This is a genomic window from Microbacterium sp. PF5 (genome assembly GCF_004794315.1).
GTDB lineage: Bacteria > Actinomycetota > Actinomycetes > Actinomycetales > Microbacteriaceae > Microbacterium > Microbacterium sufflavum.
In genome coordinates this window covers 1-23,003 of record NZ_SSDQ01000070.1, presented here as the reverse complement: position 1 = coordinate 23,003, position 23,003 = coordinate 1, and the positions used below count along the sequence as shown (strand labels likewise).

General features: G+C 72.6%; 15 protein-coding genes. 2 read left to right on the top strand and 13 right to left on the bottom strand.

Annotated features, from left to right (window positions below; genetic code table 11):
* From DW297_RS19310 to recQ, 9 genes are all read right to left on the bottom strand, one after another.
* On the bottom strand, positions 1–810 hold an 810-nt coding region (locus DW297_RS19310; protein ID WP_136030104.1), incomplete at its 3' end, for an RDD family protein.
* Positions 807–3,218 (bottom strand): transglutaminase family protein, encoded by a 2,412-nt coding sequence (locus DW297_RS05270; protein ID WP_136030102.1) that lies wholly within the window; start codon positions 3,216–3,218, stop codon positions 807–809. The genes DW297_RS19310 and DW297_RS05270, both read right to left, overlap by 4 nt.
* A complete protein-coding gene (locus DW297_RS05265; protein ID WP_136030100.1) occupies positions 3,215–4,477 on the bottom strand; it encodes a DUF58 domain-containing protein in 1,263 nt (420 codons plus the stop codon). The genes DW297_RS05270 and DW297_RS05265 overlap by 4 nt, the downstream gene beginning before the upstream one ends.
* The gene (locus tag DW297_RS05260; protein WP_136030098.1) at positions 4,477–5,448 is read right to left on the bottom strand and encodes an AAA family ATPase; all 972 of its coding nucleotides are present in this window, start codon (positions 5,446–5,448) and stop codon (positions 4,477–4,479) included. The genes DW297_RS05265 and DW297_RS05260 overlap by 1 nt, the downstream gene beginning before the upstream one ends.
* Positions 5,449–5,485: 37 nt before the next feature.
* A complete protein-coding gene (locus DW297_RS05255; protein ID WP_240744526.1) occupies positions 5,486–11,536 on the bottom strand; it encodes an Ig-like domain-containing protein in 6,051 nt (2,016 codons plus the stop codon).
* Between the two features lie 145 nt (positions 11,537–11,681).
* Positions 11,682–12,251 carry a DNA-3-methyladenine glycosylase I gene (locus DW297_RS05250; RefSeq protein ID WP_136030094.1) on the bottom strand — a complete coding sequence of 190 codons (570 nt, stop codon included), beginning with the start codon at positions 12,249–12,251 and terminating at the stop codon, positions 11,682–11,684.
* A gap of 128 nt (positions 12,252–12,379) precedes the next feature.
* Positions 12,380–13,426 (bottom strand): NAD(P)-dependent alcohol dehydrogenase, encoded by a 1,047-nt coding sequence (locus DW297_RS05245; RefSeq protein ID WP_136030092.1) that lies wholly within the window; start codon positions 13,424–13,426, stop codon positions 12,380–12,382.
* A gap of 134 nt (positions 13,427–13,560) precedes the next feature.
* Positions 13,561–15,627, bottom strand: a complete 2,067-nt coding sequence (locus DW297_RS05240) for an acyl-CoA dehydrogenase family protein (protein ID WP_136030090.1) — start codon at positions 15,625–15,627, stop codon at positions 13,561–13,563.
* Between the two features lie 137 nt (positions 15,628–15,764).
* Positions 15,765–17,792 carry a DNA helicase RecQ gene (gene recQ / locus DW297_RS05235; protein ID WP_136030089.1) on the bottom strand — a complete coding sequence of 676 codons (2,028 nt, stop codon included), beginning with the start codon at positions 17,790–17,792 and terminating at the stop codon, positions 15,765–15,767.
* 95 nt (positions 17,793–17,887) lie between these two features.
* On the opposite strand from recQ, the gene DW297_RS05230 reads away from it, so the two are divergent.
* Positions 17,888–18,319: a GNAT family N-acetyltransferase gene (locus tag DW297_RS05230; protein WP_136030086.1), complete on the top strand. Its 432-nt coding sequence runs from the start codon at positions 17,888–17,890 to the stop codon at positions 18,317–18,319.
* Positions 18,316–19,233, top strand: coding sequence for a pirin family protein (locus DW297_RS05225; protein WP_136030085.1), 918 nt, complete (start codon positions 18,316–18,318; stop codon positions 19,231–19,233). The genes DW297_RS05230 and DW297_RS05225 overlap by 4 nt, the downstream gene beginning before the upstream one ends.
* A 144-nt stretch (positions 19,234–19,377) precedes the next feature.
* Here DW297_RS05225 and DW297_RS05220 read toward each other — a convergent pair whose 3' ends face one another.
* The 4 genes from DW297_RS05220 to DW297_RS05205 form a co-directional block, all read right to left on the bottom strand.
* Positions 19,378–20,835, bottom strand: a complete 1,458-nt coding sequence (locus tag DW297_RS05220) for a sodium/solute symporter (protein ID WP_136030082.1) — start codon at positions 20,833–20,835, stop codon at positions 19,378–19,380.
* Entirely contained in the window at positions 20,832–21,254 is a 423-nt protein-coding gene (locus DW297_RS05215; RefSeq protein ID WP_206251871.1) for a hypothetical protein, read from the bottom strand. Before DW297_RS05215 ends, DW297_RS05220 begins: the two co-directional genes overlap by 4 nt.
* The gene (locus DW297_RS05210; RefSeq protein WP_136030081.1) at positions 21,251–21,970 is read right to left on the bottom strand and encodes a LytR/AlgR family response regulator transcription factor; all 720 of its coding nucleotides are present in this window, start codon (positions 21,968–21,970) and stop codon (positions 21,251–21,253) included. The genes DW297_RS05215 and DW297_RS05210 overlap by 4 nt, the downstream gene beginning before the upstream one ends.
* 9 nt (positions 21,971–21,979) lie before the next feature.
* Positions 21,980–23,003, bottom strand: a 1,024-nt coding sequence (locus DW297_RS05205; protein ID WP_136030079.1) for a sensor histidine kinase, incomplete at its 5' end; no start/stop codon positions are given.

Here is a 23,003-nt window from a genome sequence, read left to right as displayed (position 1 = left end):
GGGAGCCGCCGCCGGAGTCGCCGCCGCGGGAGCCGGAGGCGCCACCGGAGCCGGAGCCGCAGGAGCCGCAGGAGCCGGAGCCGCAGGTGCCGCAGGCCGCGCGGGGCGGGAGTCCTGCGTGATGCCGGGGACGTACGCGATCATCCCGGAGTCCTGCGCGGGAAGAGCGGGCGCGGGTGCCGCGGGCGTCACCGGCTCCACGGCCGAAACCGCCGACACCGCGGGCTCGGGTGCTGCGGGCGCACCGGCGGGCGCGAACCCGGGCATGGGTGCCGGGGGCAGCCGCTCGAACGACGGGGCGGGCAGCAGCGGCGGGGCCTCGACCACGGGCTCCGGCTCCGGCTCGGGCTCGGGTGCCGCGACCCGCGCGTCGAGCATCAGCGACCCGACGGCCTTGTCATGCCAGCCCTGGAAGCGTCCGGAGCCGTCGAACAGCGGGCTGAAGTAGCCCACCACGATCGCACCGGCCAGACCGAAGACGATGTTGCGCAGCAGGGCACGACCGAAGCCCAGCGGGGCACCGTCCGCCGCGGTGGCCAGGCGCAGACCCTGCGCGCGCATGCCGATCGAGCCCTTTCCGGCCTGCATCACGGTGTAGACGACGAACCACGCCAGCAGCACGAGGCTCACGATCGGGCCGCCGATCAGCAGCGTCAGGAGCGAGGCTTCCAGGCCGCCCGACAGCGAGGTGGCCACCAGCAGACCGCCGCCGAGCAGGATGCCGAGGCCCGCCGCGATCGCGGCGTCGATGACGTAGGCGATCACCCGGCGGGAGATCGGCGCGATCTGCGTGAGCGCGGGCGGCGTCATGGGGTCTCACTCTCGGTCGACGGCGGGGGCGTCTCGTCGTTGCTCTTGATGGTGCCAGGTTCGCGGCGCACGCGCGCGGCCGCCGCCTCCTTCAGGCTCTGGAAGCCCTGCGACACCGCGGTGCCGCCGAGCAGCGAGCGCAGGCTCAGCCGCGCCTTGACGCGCTTCCAGAACCCGGCCTGCTCGCCGAGGCCGCCGACGATCTCGTCGACCTCGCTCCAGAAGGCGTCCACGTCCTGCGCCGTCGGCTCCGTCGGCCCGAACACCTCGGCGTCGGCGCGCTCGGCGAGGGTCGTGACCTGCGGCACCGTCAGCGTCGACGCGACCACGGCCGCCTCCTCGCCGCGGGTGCCGCCCGGGGCGAGCCGCGCACCGTAGTCGACCGCGCGGTCGGTGAGCTCATCCCACCCGCCGCTGATGCGGTCGGCGGTGCGCGCGGCCGATCGCCGCGCCCGGCGCCTCGCGGCCTTCCACGCCCCGATCACGATGAACGGCGACATGAGCAGCGCGATCACGGCCAGCGAGATCCCGCCGATCAGCAGGATCGCGCCGATGATGCCCGCGAGGTTGAGGCTCTCGTCCTCCGACTCGCGGTCGTCCGGCAGGGTCGGCGGCAGGTCGACCGGCTCCTGCGGCGGAGGCGGCGGCTGCAGCACCTGCGGCTTCGGGTCGACGCGCGGCTTGGTGTTCTGGTCGTTCGGCACCTGGTCCTCGGGCGGCGTGGGGTTGAACGTCACCCACCCGATCCCGTCGAAGTTCACCTCGACCCAGGCGTGCACGGTGTCGCCGGTCGCCTCGAACACGGCCTCGCCCGCCTGCTCCTCGTCGGGGTAGTACCCCATCACGACGCGCGCCGGGATGTCGAGCTGTCCGGCCAGCAGCGCCATCGCCACCGCGTACTGCTCGTCGTCGCCGATCATCTGCTCGCCGCCGATGAGGGTCGAGATGCGCTCGGCCGTGTGACCGGCGCGCGACAGCACCTCGCCCTCCAGGCCGTGGCTGAAGAACCCGCCCTCGGAGAGGAAGTTCTCCAGCGCCCGCACCTGCTCGATCGGGCTCTCCGCCCCCGACACGGTCTCGGCCGCGAGCGCGGTGAGCTCCTCGGGCACGTTGCTGGGCTTCGGCATGGTCACGCGGCCGAACGGCACCTCGGCGAGCTGCTCGTCGTCGGGCTGCGTCGGGATCACGGCGTCGACGGCGTACTCGTCGCCCTTCTCCAGCGTCGGGGTGGCGACCGCGGTCCCGGTCGAGGTGTTGACGTAGGTGCCGCGGCGCAGGTCCTCCGCGCGGTCGCCGTCGAACCGGATCTCGTCGAGCTGCCCGGCCGTGGGCATCCACACCCCGCGGTAGCCGTCGATCGCGATCTTGAGCGTCACCGGGACGCCCTCCGCCTCGGGCGCCATGGCCGAGCGCAGCGGGGCGAAGGCGCTCGACGACGTGGGTCCGCCGTCGGTGACGTTGTAGACCATGCCGTCGAACTGGTCCATCACGGCCGTGCGGATGCGGGCGCCCTTGGGCAGCCCCTGCACCGTGAACAGCGTCTCGTCGGCCTCGTCGCGCACGTTCTTGCGGAACGCCTGCAGCGGGCTGGGGTAGTCGCGGATGTCGAACGGCGGGATGATCACGTCGCGGAACACGTGCCGCGGCTGCGCGGGCGCGGCGAGGGCGCTCGTGGCCACGCCCGCCCCGCCGGCCACCGCGAGCACGGCGACACCGGCCAGCAGCCGCCGCATCCGCATGTGCGCGGCACGGGCGGGGTCGACCTCGCTCACCGACACGGCCATGTTCTGCGGCGCCCACAGCTGCCGCAGCGCCAGCCAGGCCATGCTGACCAGCGCGAACACCAGGCCCTGCACGAGCGGGAACGCGGGTTCGGGCGTGCCGAGCGCGATCACCAGCATCAGCAGCACGCCGGCCGGGATCAGCGCCCACGCGACCGACCGCAGCCGCAGCGCGAGCGAGGCCGTGAGGGTCGTGGTCACCAGCGCCAGCAGGAACGGTGCCACCAGGTGGCCGTCGGCGGCCGCGACCGGGGCGACCGTGGTGAGCAGCTGCTTCCACGATGTGACGGTGCCGAGCGCGAGCTTCTGCAGCGTCTCCAGCGACGGCACCACCCCGAGCAGTGCCGTGTGCGGAAGCGCGAGGGCCCCGCCGAACACGAAGTACGCCGCGACCGTGAGGCCCGCGACGATCAGGATGCCCCAGCGGCGCCACGCCGACACGGCCGCGATCGCGAGGCCCAGCACGACCCCGCCGACCACGGCGGGCAGGAACGAGGGCCCGGCGAACGTGGGCCAGAAGCCGACGAGCGCCGTGAGCACCAGCAGCGCGGTCGCCCCGAGGTCGAGGATCCAGCGGCGCAGCGGCAGCGCGACCGGGGCGGGGGCGGCGGTGGCGGGCGCGGTCATGCGAGCACCTTCTGCAGGGCGAGGGGGATCTGTGCCAGCGCGCCGACCGTCACCACGTCGGCGTCGCCGATGCGGCGCAGCGCCGGGGTGTCCACCGAGGTGTCGGCGACGACGGCGAGCACGCGGGCGCCGAACGGCAGGCGCGAGCAGGCGAGCCGCAGGTCGTCCGCGCGCACGCGCGACCCGCACACGAGCACCACCACGCTCGCCAGCGGCATGGTCGCGGCGACCACCCCCGCGAGCTCGGCGATGCCGCCCTCCTTGGGCTTGCTGCCCTCGACGGCCGAGAGCGAGTCGAGCAGCTGCTTGCCGGTGCCGGAGGGGAGCTCGCGCCCCTGCACGCGCATGTCGACGCGCTGCGAGTCGCGCAGCGCCCGCAGGCCGATCGATCCCGCCGCCGAGATCGCCAGCTCGAAGTCGTCGTCGGTCGCGTACTCCGCCGTCGAGCGCGACAGCCCGATCACGAAGTGCGAGCGGCGCGTCTCCTCGTACTGGCGCACCATCATGGTCCCGGTACGGGCCGTGGAGCGCCAGTGCACGTGGCGCAGGTCGTCGCCCGGCTGATACTCCAGCAGCGCGTGGAACGACACGTCGTCGCGCGACAGGTCGGCGGCGGGCAGGCCCTCCAGGTCGCGCAGGTAGCCGAGCGACTGCCCGTCGAACAGCACCGTGCGGGGGTGCACGAACAGGTCGACCGGCTCGTCGCGGCGGTGCGCACGCTCGAACAGGCCGAGCGGGTCGCCGCGCACCACGCTCACCGGCCCGACCTTGACCACGCCGCGCTTGTGCGTGGGGATCGCGAACAGCTCCTCCGCCTCCTCGCCCGGCGCGAGGCGCTGGATGCCGAACTCGCCGCGGCCGGAGCCGACGGGCAGCACCACGCGCGACGGGAGGATGGCGCGCGAGCCCCGGTTCGCGAGCGTGAGGGCGCCCACGGCCCGCTCCCCCACCACGACACGGGTGCGGGCGAGGTCGAGCGAGACGTCGTAGGCCGTGCGACCGATCAGGAACAGCGCGCACACGGCGACGGCCATCGCGATCACGACCGCGGCGATCGTGAACTCCGCCCACCCCGCGACCTGCCCGAGGATCCAGAACCCGACGGCGAGGCCCATCAGCACCCACGCCAGAGGGCGCACGGCCGCGGCCATGAGGCGGAGGCGCGACAGGGCGCGCGCGCCGAGGACCGCCGCGATGTCCCGCCAGCCGGCGTCGCGGTCGGTCGGCGCGGGCGGCGCCTGCAGAGCCTCCGCCGTCATCAGGCCGCCGCTCGGGCCTGGGGGGCTGCGACGCCGTCGAGCACGCGGGCGATCACGGTGTCGCTGCTGGTGCCGGCGAACTCGGCCTCGGCGTCGAGCAGCAGACGGTGCTGCCACACGGGGCGGGCGAGCGCCTTGATGTCGTCGGGGAGCACGTAGTGGCGGCCCTGCGCCGCCGCCCACACCTTGGCGATGCGGACCATGGCGATCGCACCGCGCACCGAGACGCCAAGCCGGATCGCGCCGTCGGCACGGGTGGCCTCGGCGAGCTCGGCCACGTAGCGCAGCACCGCGGGCTCGACGTGCACGGTCGCGGCCAGGTCGGCCATGTCGGCCACAGCGCTCGTGGTGATGATGGCCGACAGCCCGGCCGACGGGTTGCGGTCCGACGCCCCGGCGAGGATGCTCTCGGTCACCGCGAGGTCGGGGTATCCGATCGAGGTCTTGATCAGGAAGCGGTCGAGCTGCGCCTCCGGCAGCTTGTACGTTCCCGCCTGCTCGACCGGGTTCTGCGTGGCGATCACGAGGAACGGGCGGCCCGTCTCGTGCGTCACGCCGTCGACCGTGACCCGCGACTCCTCCATGACCTCCAGCAGCGCGGACTGCGTCTTCGGCGAGGCGCGGTTGATCTCGTCGGCGAGCACGATCGACGCGAAGATCGGGCCCTTGTGGAACTCGAAGCGGTGCGACTGCTGGTCGTAGATCGTCACACCGGTCACGTCGGAGGGCAGCAGGTCGGGCGTGAACTGGATGCGCGCACTGGTGCCCTGCACGGTCGCGGCGAGCGCCTTCGCGAGGCTCGTCTTGCCGGTGCCGGGGGCATCCTCCAGCAGCACGTGGCCCTCGGCCAGCATCGAGGCGAGCACGAGCCCGACGATCTCGCGCTTGCCCTGCACCGCCTTGTCGACGTTCTCCACCAGGCGCGTGAAGGTGCCGTGGAACCAGGCGGCCTGCTCGGGGGTCATTGTCATGGGTTGTCCTGTGCTCTCTCGGGGGAAGGGGTGCCCGCTACCAGGGGCGTCGTTCGTAGTCGGTGCCGCCGATCGTGACCCACACCTCGTAGCCGCGGCCGCCCGCACCGTGGAAGCAGCCGAGCTCGACCGCGCCGTTGGCGGGGATGTACCAGCTGCTGCCGCCGGCGAACCGCGGTCCCGCGGTGGGCGCGTTGCTGTTGCACCACACCTGGTAGGTGCCGGCGGGGAAGTTCTGGGTGTTGACGACGAACTTGGCGCACGTGCCGTCGGTGCACTGCCCCGGCCAGTAGCCGGCGGTGCCTCGGCTGACCCAGGCGCGCGGCGCGGGCGGCGGGCCGGAGCTCGCCGATGCCGAGTTCTCGGGCGTCCACTGCCCCGCGGCGTCCTGCGCACGCACGCGGATGCTGTGGCCCTGGTTGTAGCCGTTGCCGACCGTGCGCGAACCGGAGATGCCGACGTTCTCCCAGCCGCCGCCGTCGATGCTGATCTGCACGACCTTGATGTCGCGGCCGTTCGGGGAGCCGCTGGCGTTCCACCGCAGCTCCACCTGGGTCGCGCCACCGCTCGCGCTCGCACCGGGCTGATGCGGTGCACCGTACGGGTTCCCTGTCGCGGAGTTCGACACGGCCCCGGCGTACGTGACGCCGTCGACGGTGGCGACCGCCCGCACCTCGATGCGGTAGTTCTGGCCGTTCGTGAGACCGCCGATGCGGGTGCCGGAGAGGGTGTTCCAGTTGCCGCCGTTGAGCCGGTACTGGTACGTGACCTCGTTCGTCGTGGCACCGTTGCGCGAGCCCTCCCGGTACGAGATGTCGAGGGCCCTGTCCAGCTCCGCGGTGACCGTCAGGCTGGTCGGTGCTCCGGGCGCGATCACACCGCGGCGCGGGGCCGACGGCGCACTCCACTCGCCCCAGCCGGCCTTGTTGTAGGCGCGGATGCGGTACGTGTACGCGGACTCCGACGTCGGCACGGTCACGGCCTGGCTGGTCGCCTGCGCGCCCGGCGTGAGGGTGCGGACCGTCTGGCCGCCGGAGATCACCTGGAGCTCGTACCCGCGGATCGCGTCGCCGTTCTTGTCCGGCGGGTTCCAGCTCACGAGCATCTGCGCCTGGCCCGACACCGGCTCGAGCTCCTTCGTGGAGGGAGCGCCGGCCGCGAGCGGGGGTCCCGCGGGGATCTCGGAGGCCGACCAGCCGCTCCAGCTCGACGGGTCGGGGGCGCGGTTGTGCGCCTGCACGCGCACCTGGTAGTTCGAGCCGTTCTCCAGCCCCTCCCACGTGAGCGAGTTGCCCGTGGCCTCCTTCTGCGTGATGCCGGAGGGCGGCGCGGGGGAGATCTCGAGCGTGTACCGCTCGACGGGAGAGCCGGGGGTCGTCGGCGTCGTCCACGCGACCTTGAGCGACTTGTCGCCGAAGTCGAGGGTCGGCGGGTTCGGGGTGTCCGGGCGGGCGTCGGGACGCGCGACCTCGGAGACGCCCGACGGCTCGGACTCGCCGACGCGGTTGGTCGCGGTCACCTGGAACGTGTACTCGACGTTGTTGGTCAGGCCGTCCAGCGTGCAGGTGGTGGAGGCGCACTCCTTCGAGTACGCGCCGCCGCCGACCGATTTCACGGTGTACTTCGTGATCTCGGCGCCGTTGTTCGACGGGGCCGAGTACGACACCACCACGGTGCGGTCCTGCACGCTCGTCACGACCGGGGTGCCCGGGGCCGCCGGCACGTCCTGCACCGTGACCACGATCTGTCCGTTCACCTCGCGGTCCACGTCTTCCGTCGCGTCCTGCACGCGGTAGCGCACCACCAGCGTGCCGACGAAGCCCTCGGCCGGGGTCACGCGCACCTCGTCCTCGGTGAACGAGGCCTCGCCGCGACCCGACTCGGTCACCGCGCCGACGATCTTCAGCGGGGTCTCCGGGAACGGGTTGAAGTCGTTCGCGAGCGCCGGCACCGTGATGGTCTTCCCGGCGTCGGCCTCGGAGATCGTGTCGGTGTTGGCGGCGGGCATCGCCCGTGTGGAGGCCGTGACGGTCGCGGTCACGGTGCCCTCGATCGGCTCGGTCTCGCCGTCGGATACGCGGATCGTGAGCGAGGCGCTGGTGCCCTTCTTGGCGTTCGACGACGCCTCGACCAGCAGCCGGTCGCCGTCGATGCGCGCCGAGATGCCCTTGCCGTCTCCGCCGACGAGGGAGTACTCGTGCTTGCCCTCGTCCTCCGGGTCGGGGTCGTCGGTGAGGGCGGCGAGGTCGAGCGGGGTCGCGTCCTCACCCGGGGCGACGTTGACCTGACCGCCGATGAACGTGGGCTGCTGATTCTCCGGCGGCAGCACGTTGATCGGGATGCTCAGCGTGGCCTTGCGCCCCTCGGGGTCGTCCGGTCCGTCGCCGTCGGTCACCTCGAACGTGAGCGCGTCGGGGCCGAAGTAGCCGGGCGCCGAGGTGTAGACCAGGGTGCTCGCGTCCTTGAGCAGGTCCGAGCCGTCCGCGTTGTTGGCGCTGATCTTCGCCTTCTCGGTGATGCGCACGTCGCCGCCGCCCGCGACCGTGACGTACTCCGACAGAGGCAGGTCCTTGGTCTCGCCGCTGACGACCTCGACCGGCTTGGTGGAGGTGAGGGTCGGGCGCAGGCCGTCGCGCGACGGCACGAAGATGAACGCGGACGCCTGGAGGCCGTCCGGGTCGGTGAGGGTGTAGCGGATCAGCTGCAGCTCGTCGGTGACGGTGACGCGCACCTTGCCGTTCTCCAGCAGCGTGCCGCCCGCGCCCACCTCCACGTCGAGCCGGTCCTTGGTGCCGTCCGGGTCTTCGTCGTTCTTGAGGATCTCGAGGTCGGCCGAGAGCCCGCCGTCCTTCAGGTCGGACGGCTGGAGCCGGTCGTCGCGGGCGACGGGCGCCTGCAGCGGCACGTCCTCGTCGACCGTGATCTGCAGGGTCGCGGTGGCCGTGGCGCCCCGGGCGTCGCTCACCGTGTACTGCAGCGACGTCTCCATCTCGCGGTCGGGCACCTTCACGATCACGCGGTCGCCCGAGACGCGGCCCTCCAGGCCCTCCGGCACCTCGAGCCCGTCCTTCACGAGCGAGACCTTGTCGCCCTCGGGGTCGGAGTCGTTGGCGAGCACCGGGACGGCGATCTCGCGGCCGGGCCGCACGACCACGGCGTCCTTCACGGCGTACGGCGGCTGGTTGATCTGCTCGGCCGGAGCGACGCCCACGCGGATCGTCGCGACACCCTCCTTGCCCAGGCGGTCGCGCACCCGGTAGGTGAACGTGTCCACCCCCGACGACTCGGAGCCGGCCTCGTAGGTGAAGTAGTTGGGTCCGACGGTCGTGATGCGGCCCTTGCGCGGGCTCGAATCGATGCCCAGCAGCTCGACCGAGTCGCCGTCGGCGTCGATGCCGTCGAGCGGCACCGCGATGTTCACCTCGCTGCCGGCGAGCGCACGGGCCGTGAGGTCCTGCGGACGCGGGGCGGCGTTCTTCTCCACATCCACCGGGAGGATCTGGATCGTGACGTAGCCGGCGGCCTTCTGCTGACGCGAGTCGGCCACCTCGTACGTGAGGTAGACGGTCTTCGGCTCGGTGCCCGCCTTGAAGCGCACCTCGTCCTGCGACACGAAGGCCTCGCCGTCCTCCGGGTCGACCGTCTCGACCAGCTCCGGCTCGACGTGCATCACGTCGTCGCTCGGGTGGGAGTCGTTGTCGAGCACGGGGATCGTCACGACGTCGCCCGCGCGCACGGTCGCCGTGTCGGGGTTGGCGATCGGGGGCAGGATCTCGTCGGGTGCGGGGATCGGGATGACCACGACCTCGCCGTCGGCCGACTTCGAGCCGTTCGAGATGCGGTAGCCGATGCGCACCGGCTCGTCGAGCGCGCCCTGGTCGGTGATGCGCAGGGTCTCGTGGTTCAGCACCGACACCGAGATGCCCGTGCTGGGGTCCATCGACACGGACTGCACCACGAGGATGCCGCCGGCGGGGTCGGTGTCGTTGTTGAGCACGCCCAGCAGCACGTCGCCGCCGGTGGGCAGCAGTGCCACGTCGCGCACGGCGACCGGCGGCAGGTCGGTCTCGGACTCGGGCATCACGTCGACGCGCACGAGCCCCTCGCCGTTCTTCGGCCCCGTCGTCACCTGGTACTGCACGTAGTAGACGCCCGGGTTCTGGGCCAGGAACGTGAAGGTCTTGTTGGGGAAGTCGGGCTGGATCGTGGCGCCCGCGGTGTCGAGCACGCGGCTCAGGCGCAGCTGCTCCCGGCTCGTGCTGGTGTCGTTCGTGAGCGGGGCGACCGTGATCTGCTCCCCCGCGCGGGTCACCACGTGGTCGGCGTTGGTCTTCGGGTTGGTCGAGCCCTGCGGGCGCACGTCGAGCGCGATCGTGGCGGACGTGGACTCGCCGGTCGCATCGGCGACCGTCACCATCACGTCCTTGCGGCCCTGCAGGCTCGCGGTCGCCTTGTACGTCATCTGCCCGTCGCGGCTGAAGTCGACCTCGTCGCCCGGCGCGGGGATGACCTCCTTGAGGTAGATGTCGTCGCCGTCGGGGTCGATCCAGTCGGGGAGGATGTTGTACGAGATCGTGCCGCCGGTCTCCACCGCCAGCGAGGTCTTCCGCTTGGGCTCCGGCGCGGCGTTCTCGCTCCAGTCGCGCACGGTCAGGGTGACGACCGCGGTGTCCTTGCCCTTGCGGCCGTCGTCGACCTCGTACGTGAAGCTGGCCGTGCCCGACGCCTTCTCGTCGACCGCGATCTGCAGCGCCCCGCCGTTGTTGATGGGCTGCACCGTGCCGATGCCCGGCTGCGCCTCGGCCAGCGCGGCGACCAGCACGTCGCCGTCGGGGTCGTTGTCGTTGTCGAGCACCGGCAGCAGCGTGGTCGCGCCGGGTCGCACGCCGTAGGAGTCGTCTTCCGCGATGGGCGGGGTGTTCTCCTCGCTGCGCTCGGGCAGCGTGGTCTCGACCGTCTCCTCCGTGGAGTCGTCCTGGTTCTCGGTCTCGCCCTCGGGCGGGGTCAGGTCGTTCCAGTTGTCGACGCGCTGCAGGCTCTCGTTCGCGAGCCAGGCGGCGCCGCCGACCGCGTCGTTGAGGATGATCACGTCGCGGTTGACGCGGAACGTGAGGCTCGACGAGTCCTCCGCGCCGTCGATGGGGGCGTTGACGTCGTTGCCATCGCCCGGGCACTCGCGGATGAACGTGGCCGAGCCCGCCCACGCGCCATACGTGCAGCCGCGGAGCCACACGGGGGCCGCGGCCGTGCCGTCGGCTCCCGCCGAGGTCTCCTCCGGCTCCCCGCCGTCGAACGGCACGCGCACCAGCGCGGAGGGCGTGGCGAGGGCGACCGCGTCGGTCTCGGCGGAGGCGTGCTGCAGCACGGCGTCGGCGGCGCCCGGAACCTCGGTGCGGAAGCCGCCCGGGCTCGTCACGACGCCGGCGGCCGCATCGAGCACGACCGGCGTGCGGCCGACCGCGGTGATCGACGGACGCTCGGACAGGTCGAGCTCGCCCACCGACGCGGCGGACGGGTCGAGCGGCGCGCCCTCGGGGTCGACCGGGACCGTGACGACCTCGCCGCGCTCGCCCGACAGCCCGAACACGGTGCCGTCCTGGGCGACCGTCACGTCGGAGTCGTCGCCGAGCTCGACCACGGGCTCCGCGGCCTCGATCTCGAACGCGTTGATGCCCCGGACCGGCACGACCCACAGGTCGCCCGAGTCCTGGTCGAGGATCGCCGCGGTGTTCGCGCCGAGCGCGACCTTCGCGGTGGAGGGGATGAGGGCGGAGTCGCCGAGCGAGACGCGCGCCGGGTCGACCGCGGTCACGGTGGACGCGCTCTCGTCGACGACCAGCACGTTCGCGGCGTCCTGCAGGATGTCGTAGTCCTCGCTGGTGGTGCGCAGCCCGCCGTCGAGGATCGTGGACTCGTGGTTGAAGTGCCCGACGAGCAGGCTCGAGGTCTTGGTGATCCAGACGCCACCGTCGTTCAGGTCGACCTTGGTGGTAGGGAAGCCCTCATACGTGAAGGCCATCGTGGTGAGGGCGATCACACCCACCGTGACCCCGGCGGCGGACGCCAGCGTCTTGGGTCGCGCGCGCATCCACGACAACGCCTTCATACCCGGTTCCCCCCCAGGGTCGTCTCACACTGACTCCACCGCGGCACGACGGCCCACGGAACACTGCTACATCCTAACCACGTCGCAGAATATCGCTCGATGGGGAGATCTCCCCACTCGGCCGGAGCTACGCCCGCCAGCACCCCGCGATGTGGTCGTCGACCATCCCGGCGGACTGCATCAGGGCGTACATCGTGGTCGGTCCGACGAACCGGAAGCCCCGGCGCCGCAGCTCCTTGCTCAGCGCGGTCGACTCCGGCGTCACCGCCGGGACCTCGGCGAACGAGCTCGGCCGGGCGCCGGTCGCCGGCGGGGCGAACGACCACATGAGCGCGTCGAGCTCCCCCTCCGCCATCGCACGGACGAGGCGCGCATTGCCGATCGTGGCCTCGATCTTGGCGCGGTTGCGGATGATGCCGGCGTCGCCCATCAGCCGCTCGACATCGGACTCGTCGAACGCGGCGACCGCCTCCGGCTCGAACCCCGCGAACACCTCGCGGAACCGCGGACGCTTACGCAGGATCGTGATCCAGGAGAGACCGGCCTGGAACCCCTCCAGCGCCATCTTCTCGAACAGCGCCCGGTCGCCGTGCAGCGCGGTGCCCCACTCCTCGTCGTGGTAGCGGCGGTACTCGGGGTCGTCGCCCACCCACGCGCAGCGCGCGCGGAGGTCGGGGCCGATCAGGAGGGAGGTCATGACTCGACGCTACCGGCGACCGCCGACACGCACGCACGCCGGATGCGGGATCGGAAGCGGGCCTTCCCGACCCCTCCGCGGCACGGTTCCGATCTCGCACGGAGCAGTCGCGCGGGATCGGGAGGCGGTCAGGCGGCGAAGGTGGCGGCGTCGATCACGAAGCGGTAGCGGACGTCGGAGGCGAGCACGCGCTCGTACGCCTCGTTGATCGCCGACGCGGGGATGACCTCGATCTGCGCGGTGATGCCGTGCTCGGCGCAGAAGTCGAGCATCTCCTGCGTCTCCCTGATGCCGCCGATGTTCGACCCGGCAATCGAGCGACGCCCCGCGATGAGCGAGCCCGCGTTCACCGACAGGGCCTCCGGCGGCGCGCCCACGCACACCAGCGTGCCGTCCACGTCGAGCAGCCCCAGGTAGGAGCGCAGGTCGATCGCGGCGCTCACGGTGTTGAGGATCACGTCGAACGACCCGCGCAGCTCGCGGAACGTCTCGCGGTCGCTCGTGGCGAAGTAGCGGTCGGCGCCGAGCCGCAGGCCGTCGTCCTGCTTCGACAGGGTCTGCGACAGCACGGTCACCTCGGCACCCAGCGCGTGCGCGATCTGCACCCCCATGTGCCCGAGTCCGCCCATGCCCACCACTGCCACGCGCGTGCCGGGGCCGACCTTCCAGTGCCGCAGCGGCGAATACGTGGTGATGCCCGCGCACAGCAGCGGCGCCGCGGCGTCGAGCGGCAGCGCGTCGGGGATGCGCAGCACGAAGCCCTCGGTCACCACGACCTGCTGCGCGTAGCCGCCCTGGGTGATCGTGCCATCGCGGTCCACCGCGCCGTAGGTGCCGATGGCGCCGTTCTCGCAGTACTGCTCCTCGCCGCGGCGGCACTGCCGGCACTCGCCGCAGGAGTTCACCAGGCACCCCACGCCCACGCGGTCGCCCACGGCGTGACGCGTGACCTCGGAGCCCACCGCCGCGACCGTGCCGGTGATCTCGTGCCCCGGTGCCAGCGGGTACTGCTGCGGGCCCCAGTCGCCGCGCACGGTGTGGATGTCGGAGTGGCAGATGCCCGCGAACGCGATGTCGATGAGGATGTCGTGCGGCCCCAGCTCCCGCCGCTCGATCACGGTCTTCTCGAGCGGGGCGGCCTCGGCGGGGGCGGCGTAGGCGATGACGGACGACATGGTGCTCCTCTGGTCGGTACCTGCCGAGACTACGCCCGTTCCCACCTCCTCAGAACACCGCGCCGGACGCGACGATCCCGCCCGGATCGCGGCGGATCCAGGCGGGATCGAGGAGTGGTGAACGGCGAACCGCGTCAGCGCTTCTGCTTCTTCAGCGCCTTCTCCTGGATCGGCGCCCGACCAGACGCCGCGAGATCGGCGTAGTAGGCACGGGCCTCGTCCTGACGCTGCTTCTCGGCCCCGCTCGCGATCGGCGCGCGCACGTGCTCGGGCTCGTACCCGAACGCGTCGACGAGGTCGAGCGCGTGCGGACGCAGCCGGGCGCACAGCCGGTCGATGTAGCTGGACACGGCGGCGGCGCGCTGCGTCGACAGGCGTCCGTGGATGAGGTGCCACGCCAGGTGCTTCTCGATCAGCTGCAGACCGAAGAGGTCGCGCAGCCACGTGAGCACCTTCCGCGTCTCCGGGTCGTCGATCGCGTGGACAGCGTCGGTGAACGCCTCCCACTGCAGCAGCTCGCCGTGCGCCCTGGCGGCCTCGATCAGCTCGGTCTGGTTCTGGTTGAACAGCTCGGCGCCGAGCGTCTTGTCCTTCCCGGCGGCGCGCAGCCGCCCGGCGATGTCCGCGACCATCTGCTGCACGCGGCCGGCGAGCAGGTCGTGCTGCTGCTCCTCGCGCAGCCCGCGCTCCACCGAACGGGCGACCTGTCCGAAGTCGCTCACGGCCTGGCCGAGCTGGCGCAGGCCCGCACCGTGGAACACCTTCCCCGCGGTCATGCCCACGGCGTACCGGGCGAGGTACGCCGCGTCCTTGCCCTGGAACTGCTTGGCGTAGTCGGTCAGCAGCCGCTTGCCGACGAGCTGCAGGAGCACGTTGTTGTCGCCCTCGAAGGTGACGTAGATGTCGAGGTCCTGCCGCAGGCCGACGAGCCGGTTCTCGAACATGAAGCCCGCCCCGCCGCACGCCTCGCGCGCCTCCTGGAGCGTGTCGAGCGCGTGCCAGGTCGACAGCGGCTTGAGGGCCGCGGCGAGCGTCTCCAGGTCTTCCCGGTCGCCCGGGGTGTCGGTGCGCCCGGAGAACACGCCGTCGAACTTCTGCAGGAACTCGTCGTGCGCGAAGATCTGCGCATACGTGGTCGCGAGCCGCGGGAGCAGGCGGCGCTGGTGCTTGCCGTAGTCGAGCAGCACGACCTCCTGGCCGTCCGCCCCGTCGAACTGGCGGCGCTGGGTGGCATAGGTGACGGCGATGTACAGGCCGAGCGCCGACGCCCAGGATGCGGCGCCGTCGAGCGAGACACGCCCCTGCACCAGGGTGCCGAGCATCGTGAAGAAGCGGCGGCCGGGGCTGTCGATGGCGCTGGTGTACGTGCCGTCCGCGGCCACGTCGCCGTACCGGTTCAGCAGGTTCGTGCGCGGGATGCGCACCCGGTCGAACGAGAGCCGTCCGTTGTCGATGCCGTTCAGCCCGCCCTTGAGACCGTCGTCCTCGCGGCCGATGCCCGGCAGGTCTTTTCCGTCGTCCCCGCGCAGCGGCACGTAGAAGCAGTGCACGCCGTGGTTCACGCCGTTCGTGATGAGCTGCGCGAACACGGTCGCCGCGATGCCGTGCAGGGCCGCGTTGCCGAGGTACTCCTTGGTCGCGCCGCGGAACGGCGTGTGGATGACGAACTCCTCCGTCTCCGGGTCGTAGGTCGCGGTGGTGCCGACCGCCGCGACGTCGGAGCCGTGGCCGATCTCGGTCATCGCGAACGCGCCGGGGATCGACAGATCCATCACGCCGGGCAGCCACTTCTCGTGGTGCTCCGCCGTACCGAGCTGCAGGATCGCCGAGCCGAACAGGCCCCACTGCACGCCCGACTTGATCTGCAGGCTGGGGTCGGCGGCCACGAGCTCCTCGAACCCGGCGATGTTGCCGCCGTTGTTCTCCTCGCCGCCGAAGCGCTTCGGGAACGCGCGGTGCACGGCCTTGTTCTCCACCAGCAGGTGCAGCTGGCTGAGCACGCGCTCGCGGTGCTCGTCCTTGCCCAGCTCGTCCTGACGCCAGAACGCCGGGTCCTTGATCATCTCGCGGGCCTCACGGCGCACGTCGGCCCACGTGCCCATGAGGGCGTCGTTGACGGCGGCGACATCGATGCGCGGAGCTTCCGTCTCGCGACGGGGCTCGTCGGGGGCGGTGGAAGGACGGACGGCAGCGTCGACCATGGGGGTTCCTCCTCGGAGAAGTGACGGTGCCTCCATGGTAGGTGTGCCACAAACCCGGGAGAACTCCGCTGTCCTCTTCCTCCAAGAACCTCGGGGGTCGTGCCCCGTCCGGCTTGTCGGCTCGCGACAGCCGGGGCTCAATTCGCGGCGATGACCGCGAGCACCCCGTCGCCGTAGGCCTCGCGCTTCTTCGCGCCGATGCCGGTGATGCCCTCCAGGTCAGCGGCGGACGCCGGGCGGTGCTCGGCCAGGGCGCGCAGCGTGGCGTCGCCGAACACGATGTACGCCGGCACCCCCTGCTCGCGTGCGGTCTCGGCCCGCCACGCCCGCAGCGCCTCGAACAGCTCCCGGTCGCCCGCATCGAGCGCGTCCGCGGCGCTGGCCTTGCGGGCACGCGGGGTCGAGGTCGCGCGGCCGATCGTGTCCTTGCGCAGCGGCACCGGGGTCTCGCCGCGCAGCACCCCGGCCGCGGCCTCTCCCGGCGCGAGCGTGCCGTAGTCGCCCTGCGCCACGAGGATGCCGCGGGCGAGCAGCTGCCGCACGACGCTGCGCCAGTCCTGGTCGGACAGATCGCCGCCGATGCCGTACGTGGCGAGGCGGTCGTGCCCCTGCTGGCGGATGCGCTCGGTCGAGGCGCCGCGCAGGATGTCGATCAGGTGCCCGGCGCCGAAGGCCTGATTGCGCTCGCGCTGGAGGCGCACGATCGTCGACAGCAGCTTCTGCGCGGGGATCAGCCCGTCGAACGTCTCGGTGTCGTCGAGGCACGTGTCGCAGTTGCCGCACGGCTGCGACTCCTGGCCGAAGTACCCGAGCAGGTTCTGCCGTCGGCACTCGACCGTCTCGCACAGCGCGAGCATCGCGTCGAGGTGCTGCCCCATGCGCATCTTGAACGTGCGGTCGCCGGGGCTCTGGTCGATCAGCCGGCGCTGCTGCACGACGTCGCCGAGGCCGTACGCCATCCACGCCACCGACGGCTCGCCGTCGCGACCCGCGCGACCCGTCTCCTGGTAGTAGCCCTCCACCGACTTGGGCAGGTCGATGTGCGCCACGAAGCGCACGTCGGGCTTGTCGATGCCCATGCCGAACGCGATGGTCGCCACCATCACCACGCCGTCCTCCCGCAGGAAGCGCGACTGGTTCGCGGCCCGCACCTCGGCCGGCAGCCCCGCGTGGTACGGCAGCGCGTCGATGCCCTTCCCCGCCAGCGCGGTCGCGGTCTGCTCGACCGACTTGCGGCTCAGCGCGTACACGATGCCCGCCGCACCCTCGGGCTGCGAACGGATGAACTGCACGAGCTGCGTGCGGGGGTCGACCTTCGGGACGATGCGGTACTGGATGTTCGGGCGGTCGAAGCTCGCGACGAAGTGCTGCGCGCGGTCGAGGTGCAGCCGCTCGGTCAGCTCCTTGTGCGTGGCCCGGGTCGCGGTGGCCGTGAGCGCCATGCGCGGCACGCCGGGGAACCGGTCGCCCAGGTCGCCCAGCGCGAGGTAGTCGGGGCGGAAGTCGTGGCCCCACTGCGACACGCAGTGCGCCTCGTCGATCGCGATCACGCTGAGGGTGCCGCGCTGCAGCAGGGCCGTGGTGTTCGCGTTCGACAGCCGCTCGGGGGCGACGTAGATGAGGTCGAGCTCGCCCGCGACGTAGGCCCGCTCGACCTCGCGGCGCTCGTCGATCGACTGCGTGGAGTTGAGGTACGCGGCCTTGACGCCGTTGGCGCGCAGCGCGTCGACCTGGTCGTGCATGAGGGCGATGAGCGGGCTGATCACGAGGCCCGTGCCCTCGCGCACGAGCGCGGGAACCTGGTACGTGATGCTCTTGCCGCCACCGGTGGGCATGAGCACGACCGCATCGCCGCCGCCGATGACCTGCTCGACGATCGCGGCCTGATCGCCGCGGAAGTCGTCGTAGCCGAACACCGTGTGCAGCGCCTCGCGGGCGGTCGGGAAGCGGCTCGGCGTCGCGCGGCGCACGGACGGCGCGGCCGGCGCACGGGACGCGGTCACCGGCGTGGTGGGACCGGGGCCCCAGTCGAGCGGCGGCTCGAACCCCGCGCCCTGCGGCTCCCAGTCCATCGGCTCCGGCGGCGCGGACGGCTCCCACCCGTCGCCCCAGGGCTCGTCGGCGTAGGGCAGATCCTCGTACGGGTCACGGGGAGTCTGCGGCATGCCTCCAGCGTAACGACCCCGGCCGACACGGGCAGCGGCCGTCCCCACCACCGCGACCGGGGTTAGGTTGGACCCAGACCCCGAAGGAGCACCCGATGACCGACATCTCCGTGACCCGCAACGACGAGGCCTCCCGCTACGAGATCCGCTCCGACGACGTGCTCGCCGGGTTCGCCGAGTTCCAGCTGAGGCCGGGCGCCATCCGCTTCATCCACACCGAGATCGACCCGGCGTTCCAGGGTCAGGGGCTCGCCGGGAAGCTCGCCGCCGAGGCCCTGGCCGACGCGGCGAGGCGTGGCGACGCGATCGTGCCGCTGTGCCCCTACATCGCGAAGTACCTGCAGACGCACGAGGTGCCCGGCGCCGAGATCCGCTGGCCGCAGCGTCCCGCCGAGGTCCAGGGCGCGGCGGCACCGGACGCCGCAGTGCAGGACGAGTCGGCGCAGGAGAAGTCGGCGCAGCACGAGTCGGCTCCGCGGGAGTCCGCCGGCGGCTCCGACGACGATCCCACCGGACGGGCGGAATGATCGGGCAGCGCCGCCTCGTCCTCGAGCCCCGCGACGTGCCGCTCGGGGGTGTGCGCGGCATGACGGTGCTGCGCGTGCTCCCGCACCGCAACCTGCCGACCATCGGCGCCTGGTGCTTCCTCGACCGCTTCGGACCAGCCGACACCCGCATGCGCGTCGAACCCCATCCGCACATCGGACTGCAGACGGTGACCTGGCCCCTCGTCGGCGAGATCCGTCACCGCGACTCGCTCGGCAGCGACGCCGACCTGCGCCGCGGGCAGCTGAACCTGATGACGGCCGGCAACGGCATCTCCCACTCCGAGTACTCCGTCGGCGACGACCCGATCCCGCTCGACGCGCTGCAGTTCTGGGTCGTGCTGCCCGAGTCGGCGCGGCACGGCGATGGCGGCTTCGAACGCCACACCGACCTGCCGACCATCCAGCTGCCCGCGACCGAGGGGCCCGACGCCACGGCGACCGTCGTGCTCGGCGAGTTCGCCGCGACACGCTCCCCCGCGACCGTGCACACCCCGATCGTGGGCGCCGAGGTCGTCCTGCCCGCCGGGTCGACCGTGCGCCTGCCGCTGCGGTCCGAGTGGGAGCACGCGCTGCTGCTGGTCGAGGGCGAGGCCGCGCTGTCCGAGCACACCATGCAGCGCAACGCCCTGGTGTACCTCGGCGATTCGCGCACGGAGGTCGAGGTCACCAGCACCGAGGGCGCCCTGCTGTTCCTGCTCGGCGGCGAGCCGTTCGAGTCGGACATCGTGATGTGGTGGAACTTCGCCGGCCGCACGCACGACGAGATCGCGGCCGCCCGCGAGGACTGGGAGGCCGCGTCCCCGCGGTTCGGTGTGGTCGAGGGGCACGACGTGCGCATCCCCGCGCCGCCGCTCCCGCCCGTCCGGCTCCTGCCGCGCACCCGCACCCTCTGACCCGCACCCTCTGACCCGCACCTCTGACCCGCACGGACTGACCCGCACGGGCACGCTCGGATTCAGGCGCTCGCGCGGACCCCCGGCCACCACGGCCTGATCCCGCGTGTTCGCCTGATCCCGCGCGTTCGCCCGGCCCTCCGGTCAGCCGCGTTCGGGGGTGTGCACGCGGGCGAGGAAGCGGTCCGTGCGCGGCGACGGGCCGCGCGGATCGAGCAGCGACACCGCGACCGTCACGGCCGTGGCCAGCGGGATCGTCCACGCCGCGGGCTGCGCGAGGTACGGCGCCGCGACCCCGACCCCGTCGATCACGGCGTGCACGAGCAGCGCCAGCCCGGTCGCGACGCCGCCGCACACCATCCCCGCCACCGCCCCGCGGGCCGTGAGCCCGCGCCACCACACGCCCAGCAGCACCACGGGCGACAGCGTCGATGCGGCCACCACGAACACCACGCCCACGCTCGACACGAGCCCCGCGGGCGCCGTGAGCAGCGCGACCCCGAGCGGCACGAGCGCGCACAGCACCGCGGAGAGGCGGAACGAGCGGACGGACCCGGAGAACACGTCCTGGCTGATCACTCCCGCAAGCGACACCACGAGCCCGGCCGAGGTCGCCAGGAACGCCGCGAACGCGCCCGAGACGATGAGCGCCGTGAGCAGCTCTCCGCCCGGTCCGGGGAACACGCGCGAGGGCAGTTGCAGCACCACCGTGTCGGCCACCCCCGGCACCGCGAGGTCGGGAGCGGCGATGCGGGCGAGCAGCCCCATCGCGCTCGACACGGCGTAGAAGGCGCTGACCATCGCGATCACGATCACGGTCGTCCGCCGCGCCGACGCCCCGGTCGGGCTCGTGTAGAAGCGGACCAGCACGTGCGGCAGTCCCATCGTGCCGAGCAGCAGCGCGAGCAGCAGCGACGCGGTCTCGTACGCGTCGAAGCCGGACGGGCCCGCCTCGCTGGGGAACACGAGCGCCGGGTCGAACGCGTGCGGTCCGCCGCCGAGCGCGAAGGCGATGCACACCACCGGCACCAGCAGCGCCGTGAGCTTGAGCCAGTACTGGAACGCCTGCACGAAGGTGATCGCGCGCATCCCGCCCGCCGCGACCGACGCCGCCACGAGCACCGCGACCGTCACGGCGCCCACCCACTCCGGCAACCCCGCGACCACGACCAGCGTGATGCCGGCGCCGTGCAGCTGCGGCACGATGTACAGCCACCCGATCACGAGCACCGCGAGGCTCGTGACGCGTCGCGCCGAGGCCGACCCGAGCCGCGCCTCCACGAAGTCCGGGATCGTGTAGGCCCCGCTGCGCCGGAGCGGAGCCGCGACGAACACCAGCACCAGCAGGTACCCGGCCGCGTATCCGATCGGGAACCAGAAGCCGCGCGCGCCGTCGAGCAGCACGAGTCCGGAGAGCCCGAGGAAGGTGCCGGCCGACAGGTACTCGCCGCTGATGGCCGAGGCGTTCCACACCGGCCGGACGGTGCGCGACGCCACGAAGAAGTCGCTCGTCGTGCGCGACACCCGCAGGCCGTACACGCCGATCAGCAGCGTGGCGATCACCACCAGCGCGACCCCGAGCAGGTCGAGCAGCGCGTTCATTCGCGGTCCCGGAGGGCGCGGTAGCGGCGCTCGTTGCGGACCGCCGTGCGCAGATACAGCAGCGCGAACACCACGATGACCGGGTAGAACGCGAACGCCTGCAGCAGCCACGACAGCGGCAGGCCCCACAGCACGACCCGGTCGATCTCGGGCACGAGCGCGATCGCCAGGGTCATCGCGACCACGACCACCACGAACCCGGCGACCGTGCCGAGCGCGAGCCGCAGCTGACTGCGCTGGAGCGCCCTGGCGTACACCGCATCGGCCTCGTCGACCGGCGCCCCGGGCAGCGCGATGCCGCGCGTGAGAGCCGCAGGGCCGCGGGGCGGGAGGTCGGCCGTGACCCGCACGCGCTTCGCGGGCTCCCCCGCACCGCGCGCCGCGGGCTCCGGAGCCGCACGCTCGGGAGACCCGGTCATGCCGGCGCCTCACCGCGCACGAGCGCCTCCCGCACCGCGGGCACGAGCCGTCTGCTCACCGGGAGGGCCGTGCGGCCGACCACCACCGTCGGCTCTCCCCCGGACAGCCGCGCCTCGGTCACGGCGGCCGTGCGCACGAGCGTCGAGCGGTGGATGCGCAGGAACCCCGCGTCGGCCCACCGCGCCTCGAGCTCCGCCATGGGGATCCGCACGAGCTGGCCGGGGTCGTCGTCGTCGGTGTGCAGTCGCGCGTAGTCGCCCTGCGCCCGCACCCACCGCACCTCGCTGCGCCGCACGAACCGCACGGTCGACCCGACCGTGACCGACAGCACCTCGTCGTCGCCCTTCGTCGGATCGGCGGCCTGATCCACGCGGTCGATCGCGCCGCGCAGCCGCTCCCGCCGCACCGGCTTGAGGAGGTAGTCGACCGCGCGCAGCTCGAACGCCTCCACCGCGCGGGCCTCGTCGGCCGTGACGAACACGACAGCCGGCGGCTCCGCGAGCCCGAGGAGGGCGCGGGCCAGGTCGGTGCCGAGCAGGCCGGGCATGTGGATGTCGAGGAACGCGAGACGCACGGCGCGCTGCGACAGCTGCCGCAGGGCGTCGGCTCCGCTCGTCGCGGTGAGGATCTCGCCGATGCGCGGGTCGGAGCGCAGCAGGTGCACCAGCTCGTCGAGGGCGGGCTGCTCGTCGTCGGCGACGAGGACGTCGATCATCCGGGCTCCTCAGTCGTCGTCCGGGTCGTGCAGGGGCTGCGATTTCGGGACTCGCATGCGCACCAGGGTACCCGCGCCCGTGTTGGTCTCCACGACCAGTCCGCCGCTGCTGCCGTACAGCTGTCGCAGGCGCGTGTCGACGTTGCGCAGCCCCACGTGGGAGCCGTCCTCGCGCGCCGTGAGCAGCGACCGCAGCCCGTCGGGGTCCATGCCGACGCCGTCGTCCTCCACGAGGATCTCGGTGTGGGTGCCGTCGTCGCGCGAGGTGAGGCGGATCTCGCCGCCGCCCTCCCCCGGCTCGAGCCCGTGCCGCACCGCGTTCTCCACGAGGGGCTGCACCGACAGGAACGGGATGACCGTGGCGAGGGTCTCCGGCGCGATCTGCAGCGTGACCTGCAGCCGGTCGCCGAAGCGGGCCCGCTCGAGCTCCAGGTACGAGTGGATGCTGCCGAGCTCCTCCGCGAGGGTCGTGAACTCCCCCTGGCGGCGGAAGGAGTAGCGCGTGAAGTCGGCGAACTCCAGCACGAGGTCGCGCGCGCGGTCGGGGTCGGTCGTGATGAACGAGGCGATCGCGGTGAGGGCGTTGTAGATGAAGTGCGGGGAGATCTGCGCCCGCAGCGACCGCAGCTCCGCCTCGGCCAGCTGCGCGCGGGAGGCGTCGAGCCCGCCGAGCTCGACCTGCGCGGCGCACCAGTCGGCGACCTCCTCGGCGGCGCGCACGAGCGCCGCGCGCACGGGCGACGCGAAGGCCACGATCACGCCGATCGTTCGCCCGTCCACGACGATCGGGGCGCCCACCGCCTCCAGGTCGTCGGTCTTCGCCGGGGCGGGGAACACCTGCCGCCGGCCGCTCGCCCGCACCCGCTCGGCGATGCGGCGCGCGGCCGACTCCAAGCCGTCCGAGGCGCCGTCGAAGGACACGACGCCAGACTCCTCGCCGCCGTCGGTGCCCACGATCGCGACCGCGGCGCTGCCCAGCAGCACCCGCAGGTGCCGCGCCGCCTTCACCGCATCGGGCCCGGCGAGCCCGCCG

What these genes read in the sequence shown, in the direction of transcription:
- DW297_RS05270 (WP_136030102.1), bottom strand. Translation starts at nt 3,218, where the DNA reads ATGACCGCGCCCGCCACCGCCGCCCCCGCCCCGGTCGCGCTGCCGCTG.
- DW297_RS05265 (WP_136030100.1), bottom strand. Translation starts at nt 4,477, where the DNA reads ATGACGGCGGAGGCTCTGCAGGCGCCGCCCGCGCCGACCGACCGCGAC.
- DW297_RS05260 (WP_136030098.1), bottom strand. Translation starts at nt 5,448, where the DNA reads ATGACAATGACCCCCGAGCAGGCCGCCTGGTTCCACGGCACCTTCACG.
- DW297_RS05255 (WP_240744526.1), bottom strand. Translation starts at nt 11,536, where the DNA reads ATGCGCGCGCGACCCAAGACGCTGGCGTCCGCCGCCGGGGTCACGGTG.
- DW297_RS05250 (WP_136030094.1), bottom strand. Translation starts at nt 12,251, where the DNA reads ATGACCTCCCTCCTGATCGGCCCCGACCTCCGCGCGCGCTGCGCGTGG.
- DW297_RS05245 (WP_136030092.1), bottom strand. Translation starts at nt 13,426, where the DNA reads ATGTCGTCCGTCATCGCCTACGCCGCCCCCGCCGAGGCCGCCCCGCTC.
- DW297_RS05240 (WP_136030090.1), bottom strand. Translation starts at nt 15,627, where the DNA reads ATGGTCGACGCTGCCGTCCGTCCTTCCACCGCCCCCGACGAGCCCCGT.
- recQ (WP_136030089.1), bottom strand. Translation starts at nt 17,792, where the DNA reads ATGCCGCAGACTCCCCGTGACCCGTACGAGGATCTGCCCTACGCCGAC.
- DW297_RS05230 (WP_136030086.1), top strand. Translation starts at nt 17,888, where the DNA reads ATGACCGACATCTCCGTGACCCGCAACGACGAGGCCTCCCGCTACGAG.
- DW297_RS05225 (WP_136030085.1), top strand. Translation starts at nt 18,316, where the DNA reads ATGATCGGGCAGCGCCGCCTCGTCCTCGAGCCCCGCGACGTGCCGCTC.
- DW297_RS05220 (WP_136030082.1), bottom strand. Translation starts at nt 20,835, where the DNA reads ATGAACGCGCTGCTCGACCTGCTCGGGGTCGCGCTGGTGGTGATCGCC.
- DW297_RS05215 (WP_206251871.1), bottom strand. Translation starts at nt 21,254, where the DNA reads ATGACCGGGTCTCCCGAGCGTGCGGCTCCGGAGCCCGCGGCGCGCGGT.
- DW297_RS05210 (WP_136030081.1), bottom strand. Translation starts at nt 21,970, where the DNA reads ATGATCGACGTCCTCGTCGCCGACGACGAGCAGCCCGCCCTCGACGAG.